Origin of the sequence: uncultured Candidatus Kuenenia sp. (assembly GCF_900696675.1) — a bacterium.
In the GTDB taxonomy this organism is placed as follows: domain Bacteria; phylum Planctomycetota; class Brocadiia; order Brocadiales; family Brocadiaceae; genus Kuenenia; species Kuenenia stuttgartiensis_A.
Window position 1 is genome coordinate 32,173 of the sequence record NZ_CAADGZ010000001.1, and the last position, 25,138, is coordinate 57,310.

The 25,138-nt window shown below is 41.1% G+C and carries 18 protein-coding genes; 15 read left to right on the plus strand and 3 right to left on the minus strand.

Going from position 1 to position 25,138, the window contains the following annotated elements; translation table 11 throughout:
- The first annotated feature begins 97 nt into the window (after nt 1-97).
- From QZT26_RS00110 to QZT26_RS00165, 12 genes are all read left to right on the plus strand, one after another.
- Nucleotides 98-439, plus strand: coding sequence for a DUF721 domain-containing protein (locus QZT26_RS00110; RefSeq protein ID WP_157820528.1), 342 nt, complete (start codon nt 98-100; stop codon nt 437-439).
- A complete protein-coding gene (gene gyrB, locus QZT26_RS00115) occupies nt 439-2,901 on the plus strand; it encodes a DNA topoisomerase (ATP-hydrolyzing) subunit B (RefSeq protein ID WP_099325336.1) in 2,463 nt (820 codons plus the stop codon). Before QZT26_RS00110 ends, gyrB begins: the two co-directional genes overlap by 1 nt.
- 903 nt (nt 2,902-3,804) lie before the next feature.
- Complete coding sequence (locus QZT26_RS00120; RefSeq protein ID WP_099325334.1) at nt 3,805-4,011, plus strand: hypothetical protein; 207 nt, start codon at nt 3,805-3,807, stop codon at nt 4,009-4,011.
- Nucleotides 4,012-4,314: 303 nt separating this feature from the next.
- The gene (locus QZT26_RS00125; protein WP_099325333.1) at nt 4,315-4,557 is read left to right on the plus strand and encodes a hypothetical protein; all 243 of its coding nucleotides are present in this window, start codon (nt 4,315-4,317) and stop codon (nt 4,555-4,557) included.
- Nucleotides 4,557-5,189 (plus strand): MBL fold metallo-hydrolase, encoded by a 633-nt coding sequence (locus QZT26_RS00130; protein WP_099325332.1) that lies wholly within the window; start codon nt 4,557-4,559, stop codon nt 5,187-5,189. The genes QZT26_RS00125 and QZT26_RS00130 overlap by 1 nt, the downstream gene beginning before the upstream one ends.
- Before the next feature lie 1,156 nt (nt 5,190-6,345).
- Nucleotides 6,346-8,844 (plus strand): YfhO family protein, encoded by a 2,499-nt coding sequence (locus tag QZT26_RS00135; protein WP_164994267.1) that lies wholly within the window; start codon nt 6,346-6,348, stop codon nt 8,842-8,844.
- A gap of 1,146 nt (nt 8,845-9,990) precedes the next feature.
- Nucleotides 9,991-12,123: a cytochrome-c oxidase, cbb3-type subunit I gene (gene ccoN / locus QZT26_RS00140; RefSeq protein ID WP_099325327.1), complete on the plus strand. Its 2,133-nt coding sequence runs from the start codon at nt 9,991-9,993 to the stop codon at nt 12,121-12,123.
- Between the two features lies 1 nt (nt 12,124).
- Nucleotides 12,125-12,295, plus strand: a complete 171-nt coding sequence (locus tag QZT26_RS00145) for a CcoQ/FixQ family Cbb3-type cytochrome c oxidase assembly chaperone (protein ID WP_099325326.1) — start codon at nt 12,125-12,127, stop codon at nt 12,293-12,295.
- Nucleotides 12,292-12,873, plus strand: coding sequence for a c-type cytochrome (locus QZT26_RS00150; RefSeq protein WP_099325325.1), 582 nt, complete (start codon nt 12,292-12,294; stop codon nt 12,871-12,873). Before QZT26_RS00145 ends, QZT26_RS00150 begins: the two co-directional genes overlap by 4 nt.
- Nucleotide 12,874: 1 nt before the next feature.
- Nucleotides 12,875-14,275, plus strand: coding sequence for a cytochrome c oxidase accessory protein CcoG (gene ccoG, locus QZT26_RS00155; RefSeq protein WP_295099918.1), 1,401 nt, complete (start codon nt 12,875-12,877; stop codon nt 14,273-14,275).
- Nucleotides 14,256-14,963, plus strand: a complete 708-nt coding sequence (locus QZT26_RS00160) for a sulfite exporter TauE/SafE family protein (RefSeq protein ID WP_295099919.1) — start codon at nt 14,256-14,258, stop codon at nt 14,961-14,963. The genes ccoG and QZT26_RS00160 overlap by 20 nt, the downstream gene beginning before the upstream one ends.
- A 982-nt stretch (nt 14,964-15,945) precedes the next feature.
- Nucleotides 15,946-17,220 carry a glycosyl hydrolase gene (locus QZT26_RS00165; RefSeq protein ID WP_295099921.1) on the plus strand — a complete coding sequence of 425 codons (1,275 nt, stop codon included), beginning with the start codon at nt 15,946-15,948 and terminating at the stop codon, nt 17,218-17,220.
- Between the two features lie 617 nt (nt 17,221-17,837).
- On the opposite strand, the gene QZT26_RS00170 is transcribed toward QZT26_RS00165, so the two are convergent.
- Nucleotides 17,838-19,550, minus strand: a complete 1,713-nt coding sequence (locus QZT26_RS00170) for a hypothetical protein (RefSeq protein WP_295099923.1) — start codon at nt 19,548-19,550, stop codon at nt 17,838-17,840.
- A 298-nt stretch (nt 19,551-19,848) separates the two neighbouring features.
- On the opposite strand from QZT26_RS00170, the gene QZT26_RS00175 reads away from it, so the two are divergent.
- Genes QZT26_RS00175 through QZT26_RS00185 form a run of 3 tightly spaced genes read left to right on the plus strand, consistent with a single transcriptional unit; the run spans nt 19,849 to nt 22,362 of the window.
- The gene (locus tag QZT26_RS00175) at nt 19,849-21,051 is read left to right on the plus strand and encodes an HD domain-containing phosphohydrolase (protein WP_295099925.1); all 1,203 of its coding nucleotides are present in this window, start codon (nt 19,849-19,851) and stop codon (nt 21,049-21,051) included.
- Between the two features lie 39 nt (nt 21,052-21,090).
- Entirely contained in the window at nt 21,091-21,735 is a 645-nt protein-coding gene (locus tag QZT26_RS00180; RefSeq protein ID WP_169704082.1) for a pentapeptide repeat-containing protein, read from the plus strand.
- Between the two features lie 57 nt (nt 21,736-21,792).
- Nucleotides 21,793-22,362, plus strand: coding sequence for an MBL fold metallo-hydrolase (locus QZT26_RS00185; protein ID WP_164994273.1), 570 nt, complete (start codon nt 21,793-21,795; stop codon nt 22,360-22,362).
- Between the two features lie 344 nt (nt 22,363-22,706).
- Here QZT26_RS00185 and QZT26_RS00190 read toward each other — a convergent pair whose 3' ends face one another.
- Both QZT26_RS00190 and QZT26_RS00195 read right to left on the minus strand, forming a co-directional pair.
- Nucleotides 22,707-23,180 (minus strand): HEAT repeat domain-containing protein, encoded by a 474-nt coding sequence (locus QZT26_RS00190; RefSeq protein ID WP_099325309.1) that lies wholly within the window; start codon nt 23,178-23,180, stop codon nt 22,707-22,709.
- A 305-nt stretch (nt 23,181-23,485) separates the two neighbouring features.
- Nucleotides 23,486-24,988, minus strand: a complete 1,503-nt coding sequence (locus tag QZT26_RS00195; protein ID WP_295099928.1) for a DUF2779 domain-containing protein — start codon at nt 24,986-24,988, stop codon at nt 23,486-23,488.
- Between the last annotated feature and the right edge of the window lie 150 nt (nt 24,989-25,138).

Consider the following 25,138-nt stretch of genomic DNA (forward strand, 5'->3'; position numbering starts at 1 on the left):
TCAACCAAAAAGGTTGAATTTCTAAGTTTGGTCATTAGTCATTGGTCAATTTTAGGGTCGTCCCTGCAACATTTATACAATTATGGATTTTTGCTTTATGAAAGATGAATTGCGTGACCGATACTTTATTAACAAAAACAAGCCCAAACATATTGGCGATTTACTAAAGGAACTCTTTCCCCCCAAAACCCTCTCCCGCACCAATGCCCTCCATAATAATATCAGGAACGCATGGCGAAACATCGTCGGCGATGAAATATACCAGATTACCAGGATCGATGGGTTAAAGAACCGGATTTTGTATATAAATGTTGAATCCTCCGCCCTGATTCACCATTTGACTAACTTTGAACGGCATGCTATAATTCAAAAGATCAACGAGTTAATGGGGAAAAAATCTATAGATGACATTCGTTTTAAGGTGGGAAATATAAAATAATGACGAACAATGATACTTTGGACGCCGTTTTGGAAGCAGATGCCTATGATGCAACGTCAATAAAAACATTAGGGGGAATTGAAGCCGTCAGAAAGCGCCCGGCAATGTATATTGGAGATACCACCGCCAATGGGTTGCATCACCTGGTTGAAGAAATCGTTTGCAACAGTGTGGATGAAGCCCTTGCCGGTTTCTGCGAAAACATTGCCGTAAAAATAAATGTCGATGGCAGTGTAACCGTTGTTGATGACGGACGCGGCATCCCTGTCGATATACATAAGGAAACAAACAAATCTGCATTGGAAGTCGTTATGACAATGCTGCATGCCGGGGGTAAATTTGAACATAAAAGCTACAAGACGTCAGGGGGATTACACGGCGTCGGGGTGTCTGTCGTAAATGCCTTAAGCGAATGGTTTGAAGTGGAAGTAAAAAGGAATGGACATGTATACTTCCAGAGGTACGAAAAGGGGGAAGTTATTACCCCGGTGGAAACAAGGGGAATAACGAAAAAACGGGGCACCAAAATTGTTTTTAAACCAGACCATGAAATATTTGAAGACACCGCATTTTGTTATGAAACGATCGCAAAGCGGTTGCGGGAATACGCATTTCTCAACAAAGGGCTAAAAATAACCTTTACCGACGAAAAAACGGATAAAAATGAAACGTTCCAGTACGAAGGCGGTATAAGGGCATTTGTAGAAGAACTGAATAGCGGCAAAGAAGTGATTCATAAGGATATCATATATCTTGAAAAGGAAATTAATGAAATCGTCGTGGAAGTGGCCTTTCAATACAATGAAAGCTACAACGAAAATATCTATTCGTTTGCAAACAACATAAATACGGTGGAAGGCGGTACTCATTTAAGTGGTTTCAGGGCTGCGCTTACCCGAACACTAAACAACTACCTTAAAAATAAAAAAATACAAGGCGAAGAGAAAGCCCCCACGGGAGATGATTACAAAGAGGGGCTTACGGCGGTTATCAGCATCAAACTACCCGAACCTCAATTTGAAGGACAAACAAAAACAAAACTGGGGAACAGAGAGGTTCAGGGTATTGTTGAAACAATCATCGGGGAACAACTTGGCATATATTTCGAGGAAACGCCGTCAACAGCAAAGGCCATTATTAACAAGGGAATCGAGGCTTCAAGGGCAAGAGAAGCCGCAAGAAAAGCCAGAGACCTTACCCGAAGAAAGGGAGCGTTAAGCAGTTCTAACCTTCCCGGGAAACTGGCGGACTGCTCTTCCAGGGATTTTGAAACATCGGAGCTTTTTTTAGTGGAAGGCATCTCTGCAGGCGGTACCGCAAAGCAAGGAAGAGACAGGAGGGTTCAGGCAATCCTCCCGCTCAAAGGAGTCATATTAAATGTTGAAAAGGCACGCATTGATAAAATGCTCAGCAATGAAGAAATCAGAACCCTCATATCCGCTTTAGGCACAGGCATCGGGATTGATGATTTCAACCTGAAAAACCTGAGATATGCAAAGATCATTATTATGACGGATGCGGATATTGATGGCGCCCACATCAGAACCCTTTTGCTCACCTTTTTTTTCCGCCAGATGATCGAATTGATAGACAAAGGACATGTTTACATAGCGCAGCCGCCGTTATTTAAAATAGTCAAAAACAAAAGACAGGAATATATCTATGACGATAAGGGACTGCAAAAAAAATTAATCACGTTCGGCATAGAAGGAACGGTAATGGAAATATGCAGTGATAAAAAAGAGACGCTAGACAGCCAAACGCTGGAAAAACTATTGCCACTCCTTGTTCAGATGGAAGAGCACATTAAATTTTTAAGCAAAAAGGGTGTCTCTCTTAGAAAATTTTTGTCGCTGAGAAACAAGGAAACGGGAAAACTGCCTTATTATAAAGTAACATACAAAGACAAAATAACGTATCTTTCTTCGGAAGAGGATCTGGAAGCGTACATAAAAGAGAAACAACAAAAAGAAGGAAAAGAACTGGAAATCCTGGAAGAAGATGATATGGCTGATGAGAAAGAAAAAGGAGAAGGCGGGGCAATCGAGGTAATTGAATATCACGAATGCAAGGAAATTGAAAAAACAATCAATCTGATAGAGGGTTTTGGCTTTACAATAGATGAATATTTTCGCGGACAAAATGATGAGAAACCAAAATACAAATTAATAGCCGGCGAATCAGAGATTAATGCATTCTCTCTTAATGAAATACTGGAAAAAATAAGGGAAATCGCAAGGAAAGGCATGGAGATCCAGCGTTATAAAGGTTTGGGAGAAATGAACGCAGAAGAACTGGCGGAAACAACCATGAACTTCAATACAAGAACGTTGCTGAAAGTAAAAGTTGAGGATGCGGCAAAAGCAGATTCCATTTTCAGCACCTTAGCCGGCAAAGACGTTCAAAGAAGAAGGGAATTTATAGAAAAACATGCCCTGGAAGTACGAAATTTAGATATATAGTCAAACAAATAATGTTTTCGAAAAATTTACACACCCCAGTCCCCTTCTTTTTAGAGGGGACTGGGGTGTGTTTGATAATATGCTTAGTCAAATAAATCTGTTTTTTAGAAAGCCATTTTATCGCCAAATTTCTAAAATCATATTTGTTTGGCTATAACTCTTAAGGTACTAAACAACATTGCTGCAACATTTTTATTTCCCGGGTAGGGTTGATTAAGGAGCGGTTTTTTTCGCATCGAATCCATCAATAATAATGAAGGAACTGTGTGTTTGCTGTCACTTAATCCACATTACTGTCTAATAAATTTTACTCACACCTTATGAGTGAAAACCTATCATATTCTTGCGCAGGATGTAAGAATAAAATGTCGCTGTCGTGATAATTTGATCTATTCGCCTATCTAAAAATTCCCGACCTATGTTATAAATGCACATTACATTGATTATATCGCCTTTGTCACAAAACGCATTTTTTGCGCCAATACCCTGAAAATATTGCCCCTCCTTAGAAACCCTTGTCTAATAATTAAGACCATGGCAAAATTTGCATCATTCATGTAACGCTTATTAAAATAAATACTTACAGAATATTCATTGAAATTTTTGCCTGAAAAAAGCGAAATTAACACCTTTTTTAAGAGGAAAGGCTTGATTCCCGCAAAAACAATCCTTAACTATTTTTATTACCATCTCATAATAGTTTTTAAATACATAAATTGTTTTTTTGATGTACTTTATATCCCCACAGTTTCTGGTTTTTCCCGGGAAAAATGTATCCATTTTTCAACATACGCATATGAATACATTCTTCGGGCACTATAATTGCGAAAAGTGATATCAGAATTTTTATAAACATTCATCACCGATAGTTATTTAATTGAATAAAAGAGGAGTGAATTGTTCATGAAAAAGTATAGCAAAAAAAATTGTTCTGTCTGTATTGAATACCCTTATGGTTGCGATGATTGTTACAGCGAAATGAAAACTTTTATGACAACAAAAAACAAGCTGTTGCTTAATAAAAGGCAGCATACCTGCCTCACAAAAATACAAGAGGGATCGAAAATATCATCCCTGCGAAGGCAGGAATCCGGTAGTGTAAATCCATGAATTGCCGATCCACATTTCCGGATGCCCGATTACATGGGAATGAAAGATAAAGATGGTATTTTCATTATGAAACAAACAAAAAGAATCAATGTATAATAACCAAAACAGTCAGATACTCTACTAATAATGAGTTATTTACGGTACAGGGGTGTTTTAAAGCACATAAAGGCCCCGCTAATTTCCCCATTAGATAAAGTGTGCAACTTTCCTTTGTTCAAGGAAAAATATAAAAAGGTTTTTTGTTGATTATACGTATTAAATACTATAAAGTTTGCGGGAAATAATTTCAGGAGGGAGGGAGCAATGATAGCAGAAAAAGAGTTGAAGCAGAAAATATTTGTGTGTCCTCATTGTAAAGGGACGAATTTTATTTTCTTTGGCATGCAAAGGCAAAAGGGATTATTTAAAGGCCGCGAATTGTGGAACTGCAAAACATGCCACAGCACTTTTGCCAGAGAAGCTATCGATGTAAATAATTTGGAAGAAAATACCTCTTTTAACAGCAAGACCTTTCCATTCTATTACAAGGCGCGTTTTTCCTGCTGATGAAATCACCGGATATAATATTTGAGACATTAGAAGTTGGCCCATTATCGGTTAATTGTTACATTATCGGTTCCAGGTCAGATAATACTGCCGCAGTAATAGATGCAGGCGGCAATGTGAAAGAAATTGTTGAAATCCTCAAAAAACAAAACCTTACCCTGAAATACATTATCAATACTCATGCACATTTTGACCATGTCGGCGGGGTAAGCGAGCTTCATGCTTTAACAGGCGCACCATTTTTACTTCATCAGGGAGACGTCCCGCTTCTTGACTTTCTTGACGAACAGTCAAATTATTTTGGATTACCCCCGATTCCCAAACCCAAAGTAGACCGCTACCTCATTGATAACGAAGAACTCCCCCTCGGAGATGAAGTAATACGCATAATCCATACCCCCGGGCATTCCCCCGGCTGCGTGTGTTTCCTTTTTAATAACGCAATTTTTGCAGGAGATACATTGTTTGCAGGTTCTGTTGGAAGGACAGACCTTTACGGAGGCTCTCACGATACGCTGATTAACTCAGTAAAAACCCGCTTATTCACCTTGGAAGACCACGTATTGGTATACCCCGGACACGGCCCCGTTACCACAATTGGTAAAGAAAAGAAACATAATCCTTATTTTTAAATCCGGCTGCCTTTTACAGTGACTGGGAAAGAGATTGATAGTAACTATTCAGCGTAATTTATTAAACTACCGGAGATCAGAGCGCAACTCGTTCCCAAACCTTGTACTGAACATAGTGAAGTATCTGTTTGGGAACGTAATTGCACTGAAAACTTTGTTTCCAGTGAGGGTCTGACTTGACAAATTGCAAACTGTCTTAACCCTGTGATTTTATTCCCTATCTATCAGCAAACAGGCGAGAAACCGGAGTTTCCCGAACAAATGCATTCCCAAACAGATACTTCACTATGCTCAGTACAAGGTTTGGGAACGAGCCGTGTATCGTTTACGCTGAATAGTTACGATTGATATGAAAAAAATAATGATATTGATGTCTTTGATAGGATTACAGAAGATTTAGAATTGGAAAGCGTCCTTGTTAAGGCTAGTACATCGTTTCGTTAAAATGTGTACGTAAAAAAATGTCATTGCGAGGAGTGGAGCGACGAAACAATCTCTTGTTCCCAAAAGACTTAAGAGTGCTTCGCTGTCGCTCGCAATGACGGTATCAATGTAGATATTTTAATGAAACGTTATACTAGTGAGGGCGTAACATAGCATTATGACATTGCAACACTTGGAAACAAAATTCCGCATCAAATATTGGCAACTGTTGAATCAGGAAACTGGGTATTTCAAGTATTCGAGGCAAGCCATGACAACGTTTCTACTTTCATGGCATACATTTCTTGCAAAACACACGGCGGTATTCAAATTCAACGTAGATTCTAAATGCGCCGCTCGAAAAGTCTATCGCCCGTTTGATTTCGCTATCGTAATATGTCTTTGATGGTGTATGACAAACAGAGCAAACGTTTTTTTTGTCGGCGTACCAGTTTGATGACCATCGCATACGGATCACCATAAACACCAGTTAATTTACTTCGAGATCGAAATCCAGAATGTGAATATAATCCTGATAAGATTTTACAGGTTTTCATGAATACCCCATTCTCTTGCCTGAATAGTATAAACCTGCACGTACAGCTTTTTGTAGTCTTATTTTACCCGGAAAACATTATTCCTTATGGTATTGAGAAAGAACTATACTGAAAATTTACCCACACAAAACTTAGAAGACCCTAAATAATATACTACGCCCATAAATAAAGAACAAATGCTAAACAAGAACTACAGCAATTATTCAGCTTCGATTTTAATTACAAACCCATCTGAAGCCTGGTCGAAATATGACTGGTATGCCATCCTTCTCCTGTTTCTCCTTACCCTGGCATACTTTCACAAGGTCGTTATCCCCTTTGATACCAGCATACTGAGTGACCAAAATACTGATACCCGCCATCAGCTCTTTTATTGGAGGTATTTTGGTTTTGATACGCTGGCAAAGGGTACACTGCCCCTTTGGAATCCTTATATTTATAGCGGATCGCCCTTCGTTGGCGGCATACAGTCCGCATTGTTTTATCCGCTTAATCTTATTTTTCTCCTATTTCCCATTAATGTTGCAATTAATTACAGCATCATCCTGCACGTATTTTTGTCCGGAGTGTTCACCTATCTCTACATGAAATATCTTCGTTTTTACGGAGCAGAAAGGCAGGGTGCATCTCCTTTGAAGAGCAGAGAGGCAGGCGGGCTATCCCGGACAAGCTGCATAATTTCTGCCATTATCTTTATGTTTTGTGCTCCGCAGATATTTCACGTCTATCCCGGGCACCTGCCAAATCTGTGCACCATGATATGGCTGCCGCTTATCCTCTTGTTTTCTGAGCTTTTTATCCGAACCAGAAATCTTTTGTATGCACTTGCCGGAGGCGTTGCCGTTGCCTGCAATATATTGGCAGGGCATCCCCAGTATTTCTTTTATACGGCAATTGCCGTATCGCTGTACTTTATCGTGCGTATTCTGCAAGAGTTTGCCGGACACAAAAACGGGAGGTGGGCGGGTTATTCATTTGCCGGCATTTTTGTCATTTATACTACAGGCGCCCTTCTTTCTTCGATACAATTGCTCCCTGCCTTTGAAATGGTGAAGCACTCCACCAGGCAAACACTCACGTATGAATGGGTGGGGCAGTTTTCTTTTTTACCTGAAAACTTTATTACCCTCTTTATCCCCGATTTCTTTGGCGATTTGTTTAATGCGCCGTATTGGGGACGATGCTATCTATGGGAAATGTCGTTATATCTGGGAATCCCTTCACTGATGCTATGCAGCATTGCCGCATTCAATTTTAAAAGCAAATATACCAGGATTTTTTTAATTATAGCATTAATAACAACAATCCTTGCTCTGGGCAAATTTATCCCTATCTTCAAAGTACTCTATGCTGTTGTGCCCGGGTTTAACATGTTTCGGGGGAATTCCAAGTTTATATTCATCGTTGCCTTTTCTCTCTCCGTGCTTGCCGGGTTTGGGATGGAATATTTACAAAATGTTTTTTCCATGAAAAAGCAGACAAAATTCCTCCTTATAATTGCTATTGGCATAGTTGCCGCAATAAGCATGTTTTTTATCATATTCTTTTTGTTTAACGCGGGATTTGGCGCATGGCATGCGATTATCCTCAAAATTTACTCATGGGGCGACCGCTACACAACGCTGCCTGGTCTGAATAATGCCAATTTTCTGCAAACGACCTTTGCCGTAGCCAGGAAGAGTGCTATAAAAGTTATAATACTGGCAATACTCAGCCTGCTTATTGTCGGATTATGGATAAACGGACGATTCAATAAGAAGGTGCTTATTCCTCTTACAATCGCCTTGCTATTTGGAGATTTGTGGATGTTTGGAAACCGCTATATGGTCACATTCGATCTTCAGGATTGTTTTTGGAATAAAGAAGTAACCGATGTCTTGAAGAAAGACCCTCGCCCGTCCCGCATAACAACGATCGGACATTTTGAGTTGAATCAGGGCATGGCGCACTATATTGCAAATATAGGAGGATACGACGCCAATGTGATAAAGGAATACAGCGAGTTTGTTAATCTGTTAAGCGGAAAACCCATTGAACAGCCAAACATAGTAATGGAGGTATCTAACATTTCAAAACTTACCAACCTCCTAAATGTGAAATATCTACTTCTTCCCTCAAACGCAAGAATAAATCATCCGGGTTTTACATTATTATACAATGACGCAAAATACGCCATTTTTGAAAACACACATGCACTGCCGCGCGCTTTTATTGTCCGGAAGGCAAAGGAACTTCATGGCAGAGATGCAATATTTAAGGAACTTTCAGGCGATGAATTTCAACCGGAAGAATATATTATTGTAGAAGAACCATTACCGCCTGTCCGCACTGCCGGATTGCAAAACATACGAAACGAACCATTGCCGGAAATACTTGAGTATACGCCAAACAGTGTAACAATTAAGGCGTCTCTTGCGGAAGATGGATACCTTGTCCTGGGCGATACGTATTATCCGGGATGGAATGCCTATGTGGACGGCAGGAGGAGCAGGATATATAAAACAGATTACGTGATACGGTCTGTCTTCCTTGAAAAAGGAGAACACATCGTCAGGTTTTTGTACGAACCAAAATCTTTTGTCATAGGCATGATAATTTCCCTCTCCGCGTTTATTCTAATAATCCCATCATGCATTTATTTAGCGGTATACCGAAAAGACCCTAAGCTGGCATAGTCAGAAGCCGGGTAGGAAACAGATGCATAGCAAATAATATTGCCAATTTATGGGGATGCATTCCCGATTTTTTGTAAATCTTCACACATGCCTGTAGTCAGAGGGGTATTGTATAGCAAGCATCCTTTTTTATTTTAACACTGCCAGGGGTTTTTCATGCAAATTGTAGTGGCAAGGCGTGCCTTGCTACGGCATTAAATGTTTAGGGATTTCAAATATTGGCTCTTCAGGCAAGTGAGTGGGTAAAAATGAATGCCATTGGGTTTTTGCCTTTTAAAAACTCAGCCTGATTAAAGGGACACTTCCCCACGACAACGTCAAAGTTACCTTACGAAAGACGCGGATCAAGAATTTGTGCCAAAAGCTCCCGTCAATAAGTGGAGAAGAAAGTAAAAAACAATAGAATTACCTTATAAATGGGCAAAAATAAGCAAAACAGGCAAAATGGCGCGGGAGTATCTCTGTAGTAACGAAAGAGAGAGGGTAAAATAAAGTGCTTTTTTGTTCTCTACATTACAAGCGATGCATTTGAAGTGCAAGAAAAGGTCTTGCCGCATAGTGTAGAGGCGAAGCATTTGCTCTAAATTGTCGTAAATGCCTTAGCTGACACCGCAAGAGGGTATCTGATTTCTATCCAATGCCGAGATGTATTTGAGCTTGGCTTCTTCTATCAGGCTGACATTGGTTCCGGTAGCAATCCAGCAGTAGCAAGAAAGACAAAGTTTGTTTTTGATTTAATAAAACATTTGTTTATAATTTCCTGATATGGTTTTTCACATTCATTAATAGATAAAACATATCGCAGCATCGCCGCAATTAAAGACCACCCATCTTTCCTATTCCCCATACAATGAGGGGATGAAGGGGCGGCAAAAAACTTCATGAAAAAACATGTTTTTGCAGAATAATATTATATCTAACAATGACAATACTTTACATAATGATTCCCATCTCAATTGTTTTAGCGTCATTTTTTGTATATACCTTTTTATGGGCGGTGAAAAATGAACAATTTGACGATCTTGAAACACCAGCACATAAAATTTTAATTGATGACTGGAACAAAAAAATATAAGAAGCGCAACATTTTAAACAACTGAAGTTTTGCAAAAAAATTATTAAATTTAATTGGAGAAAAGAAGAAACATGGGCGCATCAAACGTTGATACCTCAAATCGTATTCAAATTGAATATGATGACAAAATTGCCAGAATGTTCACCATAGCCACCATCGTTTGGGCGGCAATCGCCTTCACAATAGGGGTATTTGTGGCATTTCAAATAGCGGTTTGGCAATTAAATTTTAATACCGGGTGGCTTACTTACGGACGGCTAAGGCCGGTACACACCAACGCAAACATCTTCGCATTTGCCGGCAATGCCATTTTCGCCGGCATATACCATTCTTCTCAGCGGTTATTAAAGACGCGCATGTTTTCCGATACCTTAAGCAGGCTGCACTTTTGGGGCTGGCAAAGTATTATCGTACTGGCCGTCATTACAATACCGCTAGGGTTAACGCAAGGGAAAGAGTATGCTGAACTGGAATGGCCCATTGATATTCTTGTCGCTTTGGTATGGGTTATATTTGCCATTAATTTTTTCGGCACTTTGCTGAAACGCAATGAAAAACACCTGTACGTTTCCATCTGGTTTTACATTGCTACGGTCATTACCGTGGGAGTGCTTTACATTATTAATGCAATAAGCCTGCCCGTTAGTTTGTTTAAAAGTTATATTGTATTTGCCGGAATACAGGACGCGCTTGTTCAATGGTGGTACGGACATAATGCCGTCGCCTTTTTCCTTACTACGCCTTTTCTCGGATTAATGTATTACTATTTGCCAAAAGCCGTAAACAGGCCTATTTACAGCTACAGGCTTTCGATATTACACTTCTGGTCTCTTATCTTTATTTATATCTGGGCAGGCCCCCATCATCTTTTGAATACGGCGCTGCCTGCCTGGCTGCAAACCCTGGGTGTAATTTTCAGCGTCATGCTATGGGCGCCAAGTTGGGGCGGTATGGTAAACGGGCTGTTGACGATCCGTGGGGCATGGCATTTATTACGCACTGAACCAATCGTTAAATTTTTTGTGGCGGCCATTACTTTTTACGGTATGGGAACCTTTGAAGGGTCGCTTCTCTCCCTTAAGCCGGTAAACGCTATTGGCCATTACACTGACTGGATTATAGGACATGTTCATGTGGGAACATTGGGCTGGAACGGATTTCTTGCGTTTGCAATGATATATTATATTGTCCCGAAATTGTGGAAAACAGAATTATATAGCAAAAAACTCGCAAACATACATTTCTGGGTAGGCCTTTTAGGCATACTTCTTTATTACATTTCAATGCTGGCCGCAGGAATTACACAAAGTTTGATGTGGATGGAAATGGACAATAAAGGAAATCTTGTCTATCCGGAATTCATTGAAACCGTCATTCGCATAATTCCGCTCTTTTACTTCCGCGCAATAGGGGGAGTATTGTTCTTAGGCGGTTTCTTCCTGTTGCTGTATAACATTTGCAAGACCATCAGACTATCGCCCCCCGATTTAAAAAATGATACAATACAAATAAGTGTATCCCCTAAGACCGTTCCCCTTTCAGAACACGGGCATAGAAGGCTTGAAGGGATGGCGGTTACGTTCAGTGTTTTGGCGCTTATTGCCATCATGGTAGGCTCTGTCATTGAAATAGTCCCCACACTTTCCATTCATAAATACATTACGCCGGAGAACAAAATGGCGTCATTCACACCCTTGGAACTGGAAGGGCGTGATATTTATATAAAAGAAGGGTGCCACAATTGCCATTCGCAAATGATCCGGACGATGCCCCCGGAAATATTACGATACGGGCACGCTTCCATTATTGAAGAATCCATGTACGACAGGCCTTCTCAATGGGGGTCGAAACGCACGGGGCCAGACCTTGCAAGACTGGGGAAAAAATACCCCGACCTTTGGCATTACATGCATATGATAAATCCCCGTGCCGTCATAAAGGAATCCATTATGCCCGCCTACCCCTGGCTGGCAAAGAAGAAGATTCACTTTTTCGGCATAAGAAAGAAGATATCCCTCCTCCATAAAATGGGCGCTCCCTATTCAGAAAAAGAACGGGCGGATGCAGATATTATGGCGGAAATACAGGCGCATGAAATTGCCGAATCTCTTAAAAAACAAGGCGTGAAAGAAAATGTGGAAGACAAGGAAATCACTGCATTAATAGCATATCTCCAGGCGCTTGGACAGAAAGGAGTTCAATAACATGAAACAACAGGCTTTAGCACACTTTACCGATACGTATTTGGCGGCGATTGGATTTTTTTTATTCTTTTTTGTTTTTCTGGGCATCCTTTTTTGGATTCAAAGGAAGGGCGCTGCCAAACACTATGATTATATGTCCCATTTGCCGCTTCGCGAGGAGGAACGATCATGAACAGGGATACTCATGTAAAAGATACTCCTATGACAGGGGATGAATACGACGGGATTACCGAATATGACAACCCATGCCCGGCATGGCTAATGTATATTTTCTATACAACGATCCTTTTTGCCGTCTTCTACCTTGGGTACCATTTCGGAAGCGTTAGGAACGGGAAATTGCAGGTAGCCGCGACTGTTGCTCCACCTGCGAATATGATGCAAGCGGAAGAAATACTGATGGAACTGCCTGAAATAACTGAAGCGCAGCTCACTACGCTGCTGGCTGACAAGGATGCATTGGCAAAGGGGAAAGAGGTGTACGCCTCAAAATGTTCTTCCTGCCATGGAGAAGAAGGAGAAGGATTGATCGGGCCAAACCTGGTGGATAATTACTGGTTACACGGCAGAGGGGGAATACGCGAAATAGCAAGCATAATCAGCGATGGCATTCCCGACACCGGCATGGCTGCATGGAGAGGAAGAATTACAGATGAAAACATTCAGCAAACAGCCGCTTATATAAAATCATTAAGAGGTTCCATGCCTGAAAACCCAAGAGACCCGGAAGGAGAACTTGTAGAAGAATAATATGTCGAAAAACTTCTACAATCCGTCCCATGAGGGTATTCGCATAACCCATCCTATGGCAGTTTACGGATTCTACAGAAAGTACAGAACCATTGTTGAAATAGCGCTGCTCATCGCATTTTTTCTGTTTCCCTGGATAAAAATAAACGGTTTTCCTGCAATTCTCATTGACATACCGCACAGAAGATTTTCGCTGTTTGGCTTACAATTCTGGGGGCATGACACGCCCATGCTCTTCTTCGTGATGGCAAGTTTTTCCATGGGAATCGTCTTTGCCACTTCTGCCTGGGGAAGGGTATGGTGCGGATGGGCTTGCCCGCAAACGGTTTTTATTGGAGCAATTTTCCGAAAAATTGAATCTTTCGTAGAGGGAGGCCATATTGCGAGAATCAAACTCCGGAAGGCGCCTTTTCACAAAGAGAAATTAATCAAAAAAACAGTTACATGGTCTTTGTTTTTTTTGACAAGCGCTGTTATCTCTCACACAATCCTTGCATATTTTGCCGGAGCAGAAAATCTCGTCTCAATGATTGCCATTTCCCCCTTTAAAAATTGGGCGGTTTTTCTGACCACAGGTATTGTTACCATTGTGGTGATGTTGAATTTTGGCTGGTTTAGGGAGCAGTTGTGCATATCAATCTGTCCGTACGGAAGATTGCAATCGGTATTAATGGACGAAAACTCCCTTGCAATAATTTACGATGAAAAAAGAGGTGAACCGCGAAAAGGGCTGCAACCGAAGACGGAAGAGCCGGGAGATTGCATTAATTGCTATAAATGTGTTGCCGTTTGTCCAACAGGAATAGATATCCGCAAAGGGCTGCAAATGGAATGTATTGCCTGTACTGCCTGCATTGACGCATGCGACACGGTAATGGCAACGGTTAAAAAGCCGAAGGGGCTTATACGGTATGAGTCGGAAAACGGCCTGAGAGGAAGACCCTCAGGTTTTTGGCGTATTAAAAACATGATTTACCTGGGATTAGTCTCCGCCTGCCTGATAGGATTAGCCTCCTATATTTCAAACAGGCCTGATTTGGATATTACCGTATTGAGAGCGCAGGAAAGTCCTTATCGGGTAATTACCAAATCCCGGGAAGAACCCCTCATCTCAAACCATTACACGCTGAATCTGAAAAACCAGAGCTTTCATGAGATAGAAGTGGATATTAAACACGCTGAAGATAGCAGAAATAAAGGGATTGAAATTATAGCGCCGACGTATCCTGAAATGATTGCGCCGGGAAAAACAACAAAAAACCATTTTTTCATAACGTTTCCCAAATCGCTTTTGAGCGAAAAAGGGCAACTGAATTTTCAATTACACATTGCTGCTACATCAAACAACAAAACAACCCGAAATTACATAAAGGAGTTAACCCTTGCCGGACCTGTCAAATAATATAATACAACGCATTGGAGAGATGTCCCCCTTCTTTGTTCCTTTTGCAGTAATTGCCGCAAGCCTTATCGGCAGTGTCCACTGTGTAGGAATGTGCGGCGGCCTGGCATTGGCCGCAAGCGCTCACAGCAAGGCAGGGCTGATTTCATACCATATCGGACGCTTTTTAGGATACTTTTGCATTGGTGCCCTGGCGGGGCTTCTTGGCTCAAAATTTATCCATTCAGAAATGAAATACCTCTCTTTTGTATCAACGATTTTCCTGGGGATAACCTTCTTTATTATCGGATTCCGTATTCTGAAGGAGGGCAATCTTCACATAAAACAACCGTATTTTCTGCGGTTATTTTACCAGAAAAGAGTAGGGCGTTTATTAGAAGCCAGGGTTTCGCCAAAGAGAACGGGTTTTTTAATAGGTGTCCTCAGCCCTTTACTGCCATGCGGATGGTTATATGGTTTTATCCTTATAGCCGTTGCTACGCACAATCCACTATGGGGCGGCATATTGCTTTTCTCGTTCTGGTTAGGCACTATCCCCGCACTCTCCGGCATTTCCTACCTGGCAAAAAAACCGGTACAACTCCTTAATAATAAGGCAAAGGCTTTTGTAGGCGTATTTTTGATTTTTATTGGCATATCAAGCGTAATCATAAAATTAACCGGCATGAACTCCAACTGTTGCCATTAAAAATTCATAGAGACGTTGTTTGGTAATTCAGGGAACTCCATGTTTAATTATGAAACAATAGACGATGCTACTAAAAGGCTGAAAGGAGTCAAATAATGTCAGTAATAAGCTTAAGACGGAAAGACAGCCTTTCCGGTCTCCGCATGGAAATCACAGATACTGATAGTTTGTAACACTTTAGTTTTTTGAAAAAATCATACCTATTCAATGTAATCTATTAAACTACCGAAGCACAACTCGTTTCCAAACCTTGTGCTGAACATAGTGAAGTATCTGTTTGGAAACGTAATGGCACCGGAAACTACATTCGCGGGTTCAGGTTTGCAACCCAATGTCATTAAGTTAAGGATATTTGATTAAAAACAGCCCCCTTTATCTCCCTTTTTTAAGGGGGACTTTTCTGGCAGGTTTCTTAACTTAATGACATTGGTTTGCAACCTGAACCAAACGTTTTATACTTTCTATACAGCCTTCTATGAACAGAACAAATGACAAATAAATTCCAGCTTCCAAACGGGGATTTTGTGATTTGGGAATGGCATTTTACCACAGTACATAGCCCCATGATACGCATCATCGTGAAAAATGGAGGGTTGATTATGCCGATGTAGATGGCGGATATATTAGATTCGTTAGGCAATTAGTAAACACAGATATGAGTGATTGGACAACAGATGCCTGGAATGCTACAATTTATTGGTATATGAGGGGTGGGTAAAAATGAATGCCGCTGGGTTTTTGCCTTTTAAAACCCGACCTAATTTACCAACCGCCAAAACACATTAGTCTAAGGAATGGTATCGGGAAAATGAATAATTACAGGATTAAAAAAACAGTTGGAGGCCTCCTCCTGGTAATATTAAGCCTCTCCTTTGTTAACGACTCTTATTCATACAGCCGCTAGAATTACGGCGCACATTCCATGATTTACCCGGACATGCCGGAGGTTGACATCGAAGAACTCTTTCCAAAAAGTTAGGCATTGGGGGTTGCTTACCTGCGGCTTGATGTTCAGTTGTCATCCATTTTTGTTCAGGAAGACGCACCTCCGGACTGGGAGCCAATGGATATTATTGTAGATTTGGCGGGAAAATATGGCGTACAGATATTGGGAACACTCTCTTCAATGCCCGACTGGGCAGGGAATTGTCCGTCAGGAGAGGCCACCTATGACCCCAATTTTTGCCCCCCTGCAGATTATGATCAATGGGCAAAATGGATTGCCATGGTTGTGGAACGATACAAAGGCGATATTCATTACTGGGAAGTTTGGAACGAACCCAATGAATATACTTGCACCAGCACTGCATGCGAAGGATTCTTTTACGGCGATGCTTCGGAATATGCACAATTGCTCTCCACAACATATGACGCTATTAAGGCGGAGGACAGCTCTGCAAACGTGCTTATTGCGGGCGTTTTTATGCCACTAAACCATGGGGATCTCTCTGAATGGCTGCAGGAAGTGGCAGAAAATGCCCCGGATAAATTTGACATTGCCAACATTCACGTTCGTGATGATCTCGATAAATTGCCCGATATGGTTGCAGAGTTTATAGAGATGTTTTCATCGATAGGTTTCAACGGTCCGGTATGGGTATCGGAACATGGATACACATCTGACCCTAATTATCAAACGGATAAGAATTATAAAAACGGCCTCATATCGCAGGCGGAATACTATGCTTCCTCCATAAATGACATTCTGGACAATGGCGTTGATAAGGTATTTGTAACCTTGAGGGATAATGATGAATTAGAGGCGGCAGATGTTGCAGAAGGATTGCTTGCACAGGTCATAGATGACCAAACCACCGGCGAAGTAACTTTTATTGAAAAGCCATCATATATAGCAGTACTGGAACTTATAAATGCAGATGCAAGTGCAACCCCATCTTCAACCTTAACCCCAACACCAACACCAACACCAACACCAACTCCAAGTCCGGAACCAGGTGAATGTGATGCGAAATCTATAACGGCGGCATCTGAATTAAGCCTTGCAAGGGGAGAAAGTGAAGAAGTTACCGTGACGGTGAAGGGCGACAATGATTGCTTCTCTGAAGGCGTTACGGTGAAAGCAAAAATAAAAAAGGGGAAGAAGTTTATAAAAATACCGGCGAAAACGGCAGAAACCGATAAAAACGGGGAGGCAACATTCACCATCACTGCCGGAAATAAGAAAGGTAATGCAAAAGTACTATTCACATCAGATGGGTTGAAGGCAACGCTCAATGTAAAGGTTGTCAAGGAGTAATACAAAGAATGATGTGAAGGGGGGCGGGAAATAGCAAATCCTATCTCTAATCCCCAAGCTGGCAAAGCCGGAATTAAACAAGCACGAAAACAGTTCCCAGTCTCCAATCGGCAATCGGCAATTTGCAGATTGCCGATTGGGCAATAAATATTTTGACAAAAAGTGCCTGGAACTTGTCATTTGTAGTGCGACGAGGTTCGTCGCACTACATGATTTTGTAAGTTCCTCTTCGTGGGGAGCATTCCCGATTTTTTGTAAAAATGCCATTAGCAGGGGGGAGGGGGAGAATAGTACCTCAAGCTTCCAGCTTGAGGGCAACAATGTACTATTAGTTAACCAAAAATCGGGAATGCTCCTGTTCAAACTATGTCCCCCGCTGGCGGGGGTGCAGGGGGTGGACTGGATTTCTCCATCGATTCAACTACCCCTTTATTATAAAAACAAATTTGCCCCTCTTTCCCACGCTCCGCAGACAATTCCACCCCCTTAATCCCCCGCCAGCGGGGGGGACAGGCTGCCACATCCCTTGCAGCGTTGTTTTGCCCCAATTACACAAACGGTTACAAAAAATCGGGAATGCTACCCTCTTAGTACCCTTTGTGCTTTGTGTTTTGTGGTTAAACTCTTTTTGGTTGCGGCTTTTCTGCGTTATGAAGCGTAATTTGCGTGAATGGAATCGTCCAGCCATGCTTGTTGCACGCGTCAACCGCTATTTTTTGAATGGCACGGGAAAGTTTGTAATAGTCCCTGGCGACCCGTCCTGAGAAATTGGCAAGGATTGAATAATTGAGCGAAGACGACCCCGCCTCTTTAAATTCAACAACAATGCTATTGATATCTTTTTCATAACCGTTTTTTGAAAGTTCTTTTAAAATTATTTCTCTCAATATGCCCGGTATCTCTGAAGTGCTTATTGCCTGGTGCTGGTAATCAACGCCAAACGTAATATGGAGGCAAAACACCGTTGAAATGTTTATAGGTTTTTGTTGCAGGAATTCCACGGTTGAATAGGTTTTATCGCTTCCGCCGATAACCAAAAGCTTAACTATCTCCGGAGTTTGGATAACCACGTTGCCCAGGGTACCGTCCGCAAGGATTACCCAATCATTTTCTTTAGAGGGGAACCATGGTTCATCCTTATGAAATTGACGGGAACGAATCCCTTCGAGTTCTCTGATCGGAAGCCGGAGCATTCCTCCTTTTAATTCTGGGTTTACAAGATAGGTGTAAAGATTTAAGGAAGCAACCCTCCACGGCAAGCCATTATATATTACCCGCTCATTTTCTCTTACCGTTCCCAAATTTAACAAAAGTTTGCATTGTTCATAAAAGCGCGGCAAGGTTTGTTTTGCCGTCCATATCATCCCGAATATAAATATGAACGCCAATCCCAAAAGAACCCAATCCCCTGAAATATAAAGCACGATCAACAATGCGCTTGTTGCGCCAAGGAAGGTTGCGATATGGTAAAATACCTCCGCAAGGCGTACGTAGAATGAATGCTTCACCGACTTGTAAACAGAACTGCTTCTATAAACGTACCTATGGATATAACGAAGGAGGAAGAAAACGGAAAAAAAGGCGATTATTGAAAAGATAAAATTCTTCCCCCTGCTCTTAAAAAACCCCTTTACCAGCTTCTGGCTTGATTCGAGCAAAGATTTTTTTTCACTTTCTTTCTCTGCCAACTGATATTTGGCTATTGTGAGTTCCGTAGAGCATTGCTTTCCTTTATTGTACCATTCGTGCTCCAGTGCGATTAATTGCTTTTTTAGCAGCTCATCATGCACATGCGCAGTAAGTTCCTGTATATTCCTTAAGGCGTTTTTTACAAACTGAATCTTTTTTTCATGATACGACACCTGCGTCCGGAGATTTTCAATTAATCTTGGTCGGGCGGTTATACTCTTTAACTCATTAATGATAGGCCCAATCAGCACCTGGGCTTCCTCTTTCCACTCAAATTGTTTCTGTGGTTTTGCATCGAACATTTTCAGGTCAAGGCCGGTTGCAATTTCTTCAAAATTTTCTCTTGATGTATTCAAATGTTCTTTGAGTTTCTCAATTTCTTTAATAATTTCTGTCCTTTGTTCCTGTTCTGTTATGCCTGCAAGTTCATTTTTTTTGACGGCAATCTGTCCCTGAATTTCTTCCATTATCTGAATAATCCCTCTCAACGCCGTCAGGGAAGCTGTCTCTTCCGGAACACCCTGCGCTTCCTCTTCCTGCACAGTCTGAAGCCCGGATTGTCCATATGACAGGTTGCCGCATGGAAACAAAAGGAACAACGCTGCAATACAAATAAAACTACCGTTTTTGATGTTTTTCATTTTTCCTCAAATAACCTCCTAAGCTGACATAGTCAGAACCAAACAAGCTCGAAATAAAAAATACGAAATCCGAAACAAATTCCAAAATCCTCCCCCCAACCCCCTCCAAAGGGGGACAACCACAGTGGATATCAATTATCTCATAGCGCGGCTAGGCTGCAAACAAATAATTGCAGAAAGGCAAACCTGAAGGTGCGTCCTGCATAATCTCTGGAAAAAATATTTTTTATAAGATATTATGTATTCCATACATTTATATCTCATTGGTTTTACTGGTAACCGTTATAAAATAAAATCTATGATAAGAAAACATGTAAACAACATTACGCCAGGAATGGCGCTTGGTAAGACTATCTACGGAGATAATTATGCAATTCTCCTTAAAAAGGGGATAGCAATTACGCAGGATCATATTCTGAGCCTTAAAAGAAGAGGCATTGTATGCGTATATGTGGAGGAGGAAGACACTGCGGATATAGAAACGCCCGAGATTATTTCTGAAAAAGTGCATACGATGATGACGAAGCGCGTCATCATAACATACAAAAAGATTTCTGATTCTTTTAAAGACCTCAGCATGAAAGGAAGTACCTGTGAATCCATCATAAACAACATCAATTCCGAAAAGTTCAAAAAAACATTCCACCAAAATATCGAACTAAAACAATTAAATAACGATATAAGCTTTTTCATTGACGAGATTATGGACAAGGAGGTTTTGACTGGACTGAGTACCATAAAAACTCATGACAACTATACCTATGAGCATTCCGTTGATTCTGCGATTGTGGCTTTACTCTTTGCAAAGAGATTGCGCCTGGACAGAAATAAATTAAAACAAATCGCTATCGGAAAACTTCTTCATGATATCGGAAACATTTTTATTGATATGGAAATACTCAATAAACGGGAAAAGTTGTCAGAACATGAAAATGAACAAATTAAAAAACATTCTGTTCTCGGGTATGAATTACTGAAGGATCTGGAACATGTGGGATTTGTTGCCGCACACATCGCCTATCAGCATCATGAGTGGCAGGATGGTTCCGGATATCCACTGGGGTTAAAGGGGAGCAATACCTTTGACTTCTATAATGTAAATGAGATATGTTACAGCGATGAGGCAAAAATAATACTGCCGGCAGAAATTGCAGCTATTGCGGATTTTTATGATGCTTGTGTAGCAAACAGGCCTTTTCGTCCCCCGATTCCTCATGATATTGTATATGAACTTATTAAAAACGGAGCAGAGACACATTTTAATAAAGAATTAGTGCGATATTTTCTGGATTTATTACCAAAATACCCGGTAGGAACAGAGATAAAGATTAAAAATGGCGCATACGAAGGATTTACCGGGTTTGTATTTTCTTTAAACAGAGATTCACTTAACAGGCCTGTTATAAAAATTCTTTATGATAACAACAAAAAGAAAATAAACCCTGTGGTTATAGATCTAAGCTCAGTGGGCAGGAATATAACGATACAATGCATTTTCTAACAGGCGTTTAAGACAAAGAGTAAAGGGATATATCAAACAATGAAACCAGAGAAAAATCAGAAAAAAACGATCTACATCCGTGATACACTTTCGGATATGGCCATCGCCGGAGAGGATTTTTCCGGCAAACGCCTGATTGAAAGCCATATTCAGTCTGTCAGGTTCGAGGAAGGGCGTTTCCGTTACCTCCGTGCACAGGACAGCAAATTCAAAAATGTTTCCTTCGGCCATGCCCTTTGCGAAGGTGGGCATTATCAGGATTGCCAATGGGAAGAAGTGATGATACAGGATGCCCTTTTTACCGCAAACCATTTCTCCGGATGTACGATAGCAAAAACCACGGCAAAACTGAGTTCCTTCGGATTCTCCACCTTTCACAAGTGCCAGTTCCGGGATTCCTCTTTCAGCGAGGTCGCCTTCAGTGGTTCATGGTGGCATGATTGCCTGTTTGAACGGGAGGATTACTTTTTCGTCCGCTTTCCCTCCTCAACCTTCATTGATACTCGGTTTGTGGAGTGCCGTCTGCAAAAGGCTATTTTTCGGGCAGCAACTTTTATCCGTTGCAGTTTTGAGAAATGCACGCTTGATGAAGCGGTGTTTCATAAGGCGCATTTTGTCGATACAAAGTGGATTGATACCGATATAAATCAGGCGGCAAACCGGGATGAGGTGCGCTATGATTAACCTGGGGTTTGCCGTTTATTTTTTGAAAAAAACGAATTACTCAAAGGAGATCACGCCATGATTTGCAATCTGATATTCAGGCGTTTTACCGTGGGAAGTTACCCGATTAACGGGTATCTTGTTGCAGACCCTGAAACCAGGGTAGGGGTATTTATTGATCCCGGGGGTTTCAGCGATGAAATAGAGGCTTTTATCCGGGAACGGCAAATCCTCTTACAATATCTCTTTTTTACGCATGGACATTGGGACCATACCGAAGGCATGCAGGAGTTTTCCCGCCGTTATCCTGTTAAGAGTTATGCCGGAGAGGGAGAGGTACATTCTGCCAATAACATACTGCAGGGCAGCGAAATAATTGAGGTTGGTGCGCTGCAATTCAAAGCATTATCCACGCCGGGCCATACGCTTCATGGAATGTCGTACTATATCCCTGGTGGTGTGTTTACGGGAGATGCCCTTTTTTGCGGTTCAGTTGGTGGTACGAATTCTTCAAAGGCCGTTCAATGCCAGACAGAACATATCCACAAGCATATCTTCACCCTGCCTGACGAAACCCTTGTCTTTCCCGCCCACGGACCAATGACTACGGTAGGTATAGAGAAATACACAAATCCATTTTGCCAGTAAATGGGTTTATAGTATTGCCCTGTAAAAACCTCTTTTTTGTAACCTTTTCTTCGTACCACTATCCACCAACTTCTTGTTTTTAATGCTCGTTTAAATGCATAACAGTAAGGCATTGATTAGATGAGGCTTACGTAAAGTTTAGGAGTTTAGGAGTTTAGGAGTTTAGGAGTTTAGGAGTTTAGGAGTTAACTCTTTAACTCCTAAACTCTTTAACTCTTTAACTCTTTAACTCTTTAACTCTTTAACTCTCTTTGGAGCATTGGATTTTTTGTCATTTGAATTTGTTTCGTATTTCGATATTCGTATTTCGAATTTGGTTGCGGCCAAAGGCTGCGCTATGTATTTCAAGTAGCTTTCTTTCTGCCTTGTAAATATTTTTGATAACGCCCTTCACCGACACACTCGCTTCCCACGGGACATTTCTCAATACAGCTTTCAGGGATATCACGCTGTATCATTCCCCCGCAGCTCTCGCATTCGAATTCATATTCAAAACCGGCCACCGACGCCGTACCTTTCTGATGGCAGTAGGGACACGTTACCTCCAAAATTTCCACCCTTTTTATCTTCTCCGCCCCCGGACACTGAAAGACGTTCGGTTTCTTGAATTCTTTTGCGGAAGATTGAGGGGACTCCTTTATTTTTGCAATAGTTTGAACCGCCAAAACGCGGAGAGGCATTCGCCGCTCTCCCTTTAAAAAATCCTGAAGCATTTTTATGGCCTCGCGATTCCCCTTTCCGGATCTGCCAATTTCTTCAAGGGCTTGACGCACCACTTCGCTTTCATTATGCTGCAATCTTTGCATAAGCAATTTCATAGGTGAATGTTCTTCGTTCATGCAGCTACTATGGCATATTTCCCACAAAATGAAAGAAACAACCCTGACAGGGTTAATATACCATGCTCGCCAAGACTCTTTTCTCTCATTTCGTGTAGGGTGGGCTTTTTCACAGCAAATCCACCAATAATAAATGAAACGGTTGATTCGCTGTCGCTTGATCCACCCTACTGTCTAACGGATTTTACCCACACCTTATGGGTGAAGACTTACCATATTCTTGTGTTCCCGGAATCTGCGTACCTGTTTCAACATGATAGGTTATTTTTTCAGGAGAGAATGTATTACGAATAATCTACTTTGCCATTGGAAATCTTTATCAACTTTTCAACAATTTTCACCATCGCCATCGTATCCAACTCACAATACTCTTCAAGATATTTCCGAACTGTCTTTCGCTCTTTTTCGGTAACACCTTCTCCATACGTCACTCGCAGATATTCATTGCTCGCCGTTCCACCATCGGCGATCTCCATCCCATCATATCCTTTTCCCGTTAGTACAGGTAAGACAGATTTGATCGATGCGCTTCCCTCTTGTTTGTAGTTATAGTAGTAGAAGGCTTTGAAAGGATCCAACAGATCAACTATTCGGGCTTGTATCTTCCGATTCCACTCCCGGTAAGCCGGAAATGCTTCGCACGCTTTGTTGAGTTTGTCTTTTTCAAAGGATGCGTTGTATGTAACAATCGATCCTTTCATGCCAAGGTGTTTTTTCAATAGCTTTAATAATTCCGGACGGGGGTCGTCTTTGCCTTCTGCTAAATAACCGATGTGCTCAAGTTTACTCTTTGGTGATGCTTGAATATGAAGCGAGAACTGAAATGGAATCTGTTGATACGGTTTTACATGGTCAAACAGCGGGATTGCAGTTCCGATAGTCTCAAAATCAAGATAATATAAAGGATAAGCAAGTTTATTTAAGAATGACTGTATTCCCTCTTTATTTACATACTCTCTTTTTGACCGAAGACTCTGTATCTGTATCTTTTGTTTAGCGGATAGTGTGATGGAATCATCGAACTTTAGAATATCGGTGACGCCATCATTTATCAATGAAAAGGCTTTCTCTCCTTTGAAGTAATATAACGTCAGCGGATTGTGTCTTGGCAAATAATCAAAGCATTTTTCTTGCAGCGGACATTCGTAAGGGTCGTTACAATGTAAACCGATTTCAATTTTGGGATATTTTTTTGCTGCAATTACTTTGATCATTTTTTCCAATCGTCCTTCAACTTCTGGAAGTAATATTTTCACATCCGATGTAATATCTTCAAGGGCAAATAACTTTCCCGGATCGATTTCTCCTTTGCGGACATATTCATTATTAATATGCAGAAGATAACATCGTTTGATCTCAAGTCCGGTTCCTTTATATGTATACCACTGCAAAGAAAGGTCGTAAAGATGAATATCTTTCACCTGGGTTGAACTTTTCACTTCTATAATTTCCCAGGCTTTTCTTCCTACCGGATTTAGAATATCTGCGCGGGCGTAAACGTTTTCATAACGAAATGCGGCTTCAAAAAGCGGTAGGCGTTTTGAGATTAACTGTTTAGATTGCTCAATGACCTTTTCAAAAGCGATGATATCTTCAGACACTTCTATTCCGGTTGGATAGCGTTTTTTTGCGTATTCACCGACTAAATGTCCTTGGTCGAATAGCGCTTGCGTGCCGGCATCTACTTCCAGGAACTCTTCTTTTGCGTTGTAGTAATGCCAGAGGAGTTTATGGCACTGAATACCGGCGATGTATTTTGTTTTGGAGATGAAGGGTGATTTATTCATAACGCAAAAATGTTAGTTATCTATCTTTCCAATTAATTGGATCATATAAATTAGCGGGATTGACTCGTTCTGCTTTTGTATACATCTCTACTGAGAATCGAAATGTTAATACTCTACCATCACTAAATTCAAAATGCAAAAATCCTTATT

Coding starts and splice junctions, on each gene's coding strand:
- QZT26_RS00110 (WP_157820528.1), top strand. CDS start 98: ATGAAAGATGAATTGCGTGACCGATACTTTATTAACAAAAACAAGCCC.
- gyrB (WP_099325336.1), top strand. CDS start 439: ATGACGAACAATGATACTTTGGACGCCGTTTTGGAAGCAGATGCCTAT.
- QZT26_RS00120 (WP_099325334.1), top strand. CDS start 3,805: ATGAAAAAGTATAGCAAAAAAAATTGTTCTGTCTGTATTGAATACCCT.
- QZT26_RS00125 (WP_099325333.1), top strand. CDS start 4,315: ATGATAGCAGAAAAAGAGTTGAAGCAGAAAATATTTGTGTGTCCTCAT.
- QZT26_RS00130 (WP_099325332.1), top strand. CDS start 4,557: ATGAAATCACCGGATATAATATTTGAGACATTAGAAGTTGGCCCATTA.
- QZT26_RS00135 (WP_164994267.1), top strand. CDS start 6,346: ATGCTAAACAAGAACTACAGCAATTATTCAGCTTCGATTTTAATTACA.
- ccoN (WP_099325327.1), top strand. CDS start 9,991: ATGGGCGCATCAAACGTTGATACCTCAAATCGTATTCAAATTGAATAT.
- QZT26_RS00145 (WP_099325326.1), top strand. CDS start 12,125: ATGAAACAACAGGCTTTAGCACACTTTACCGATACGTATTTGGCGGCG.
- QZT26_RS00150 (WP_099325325.1), top strand. CDS start 12,292: ATGAACAGGGATACTCATGTAAAAGATACTCCTATGACAGGGGATGAA.
- ccoG (WP_295099918.1), top strand. CDS start 12,875: ATGTCGAAAAACTTCTACAATCCGTCCCATGAGGGTATTCGCATAACC.
- QZT26_RS00170 (WP_295099923.1), bottom strand. CDS start 19,550: ATGAAAAACATCAAAAACGGTAGTTTTATTTGTATTGCAGCGTTGTTC.
- QZT26_RS00175 (WP_295099925.1), top strand. CDS start 19,849: ATGATAAGAAAACATGTAAACAACATTACGCCAGGAATGGCGCTTGGT.
- QZT26_RS00180 (WP_169704082.1), top strand. CDS start 21,091: ATGAAACCAGAGAAAAATCAGAAAAAAACGATCTACATCCGTGATACA.
- QZT26_RS00185 (WP_164994273.1), top strand. CDS start 21,793: ATGATTTGCAATCTGATATTCAGGCGTTTTACCGTGGGAAGTTACCCG.
- QZT26_RS00190 (WP_099325309.1), bottom strand. CDS start 23,180: ATGAAATTGCTTATGCAAAGATTGCAGCATAATGAAAGCGAAGTGGTG.
- QZT26_RS00195 (WP_295099928.1), bottom strand. CDS start 24,988: ATGAATAAATCACCCTTCATCTCCAAAACAAAATACATCGCCGGTATT.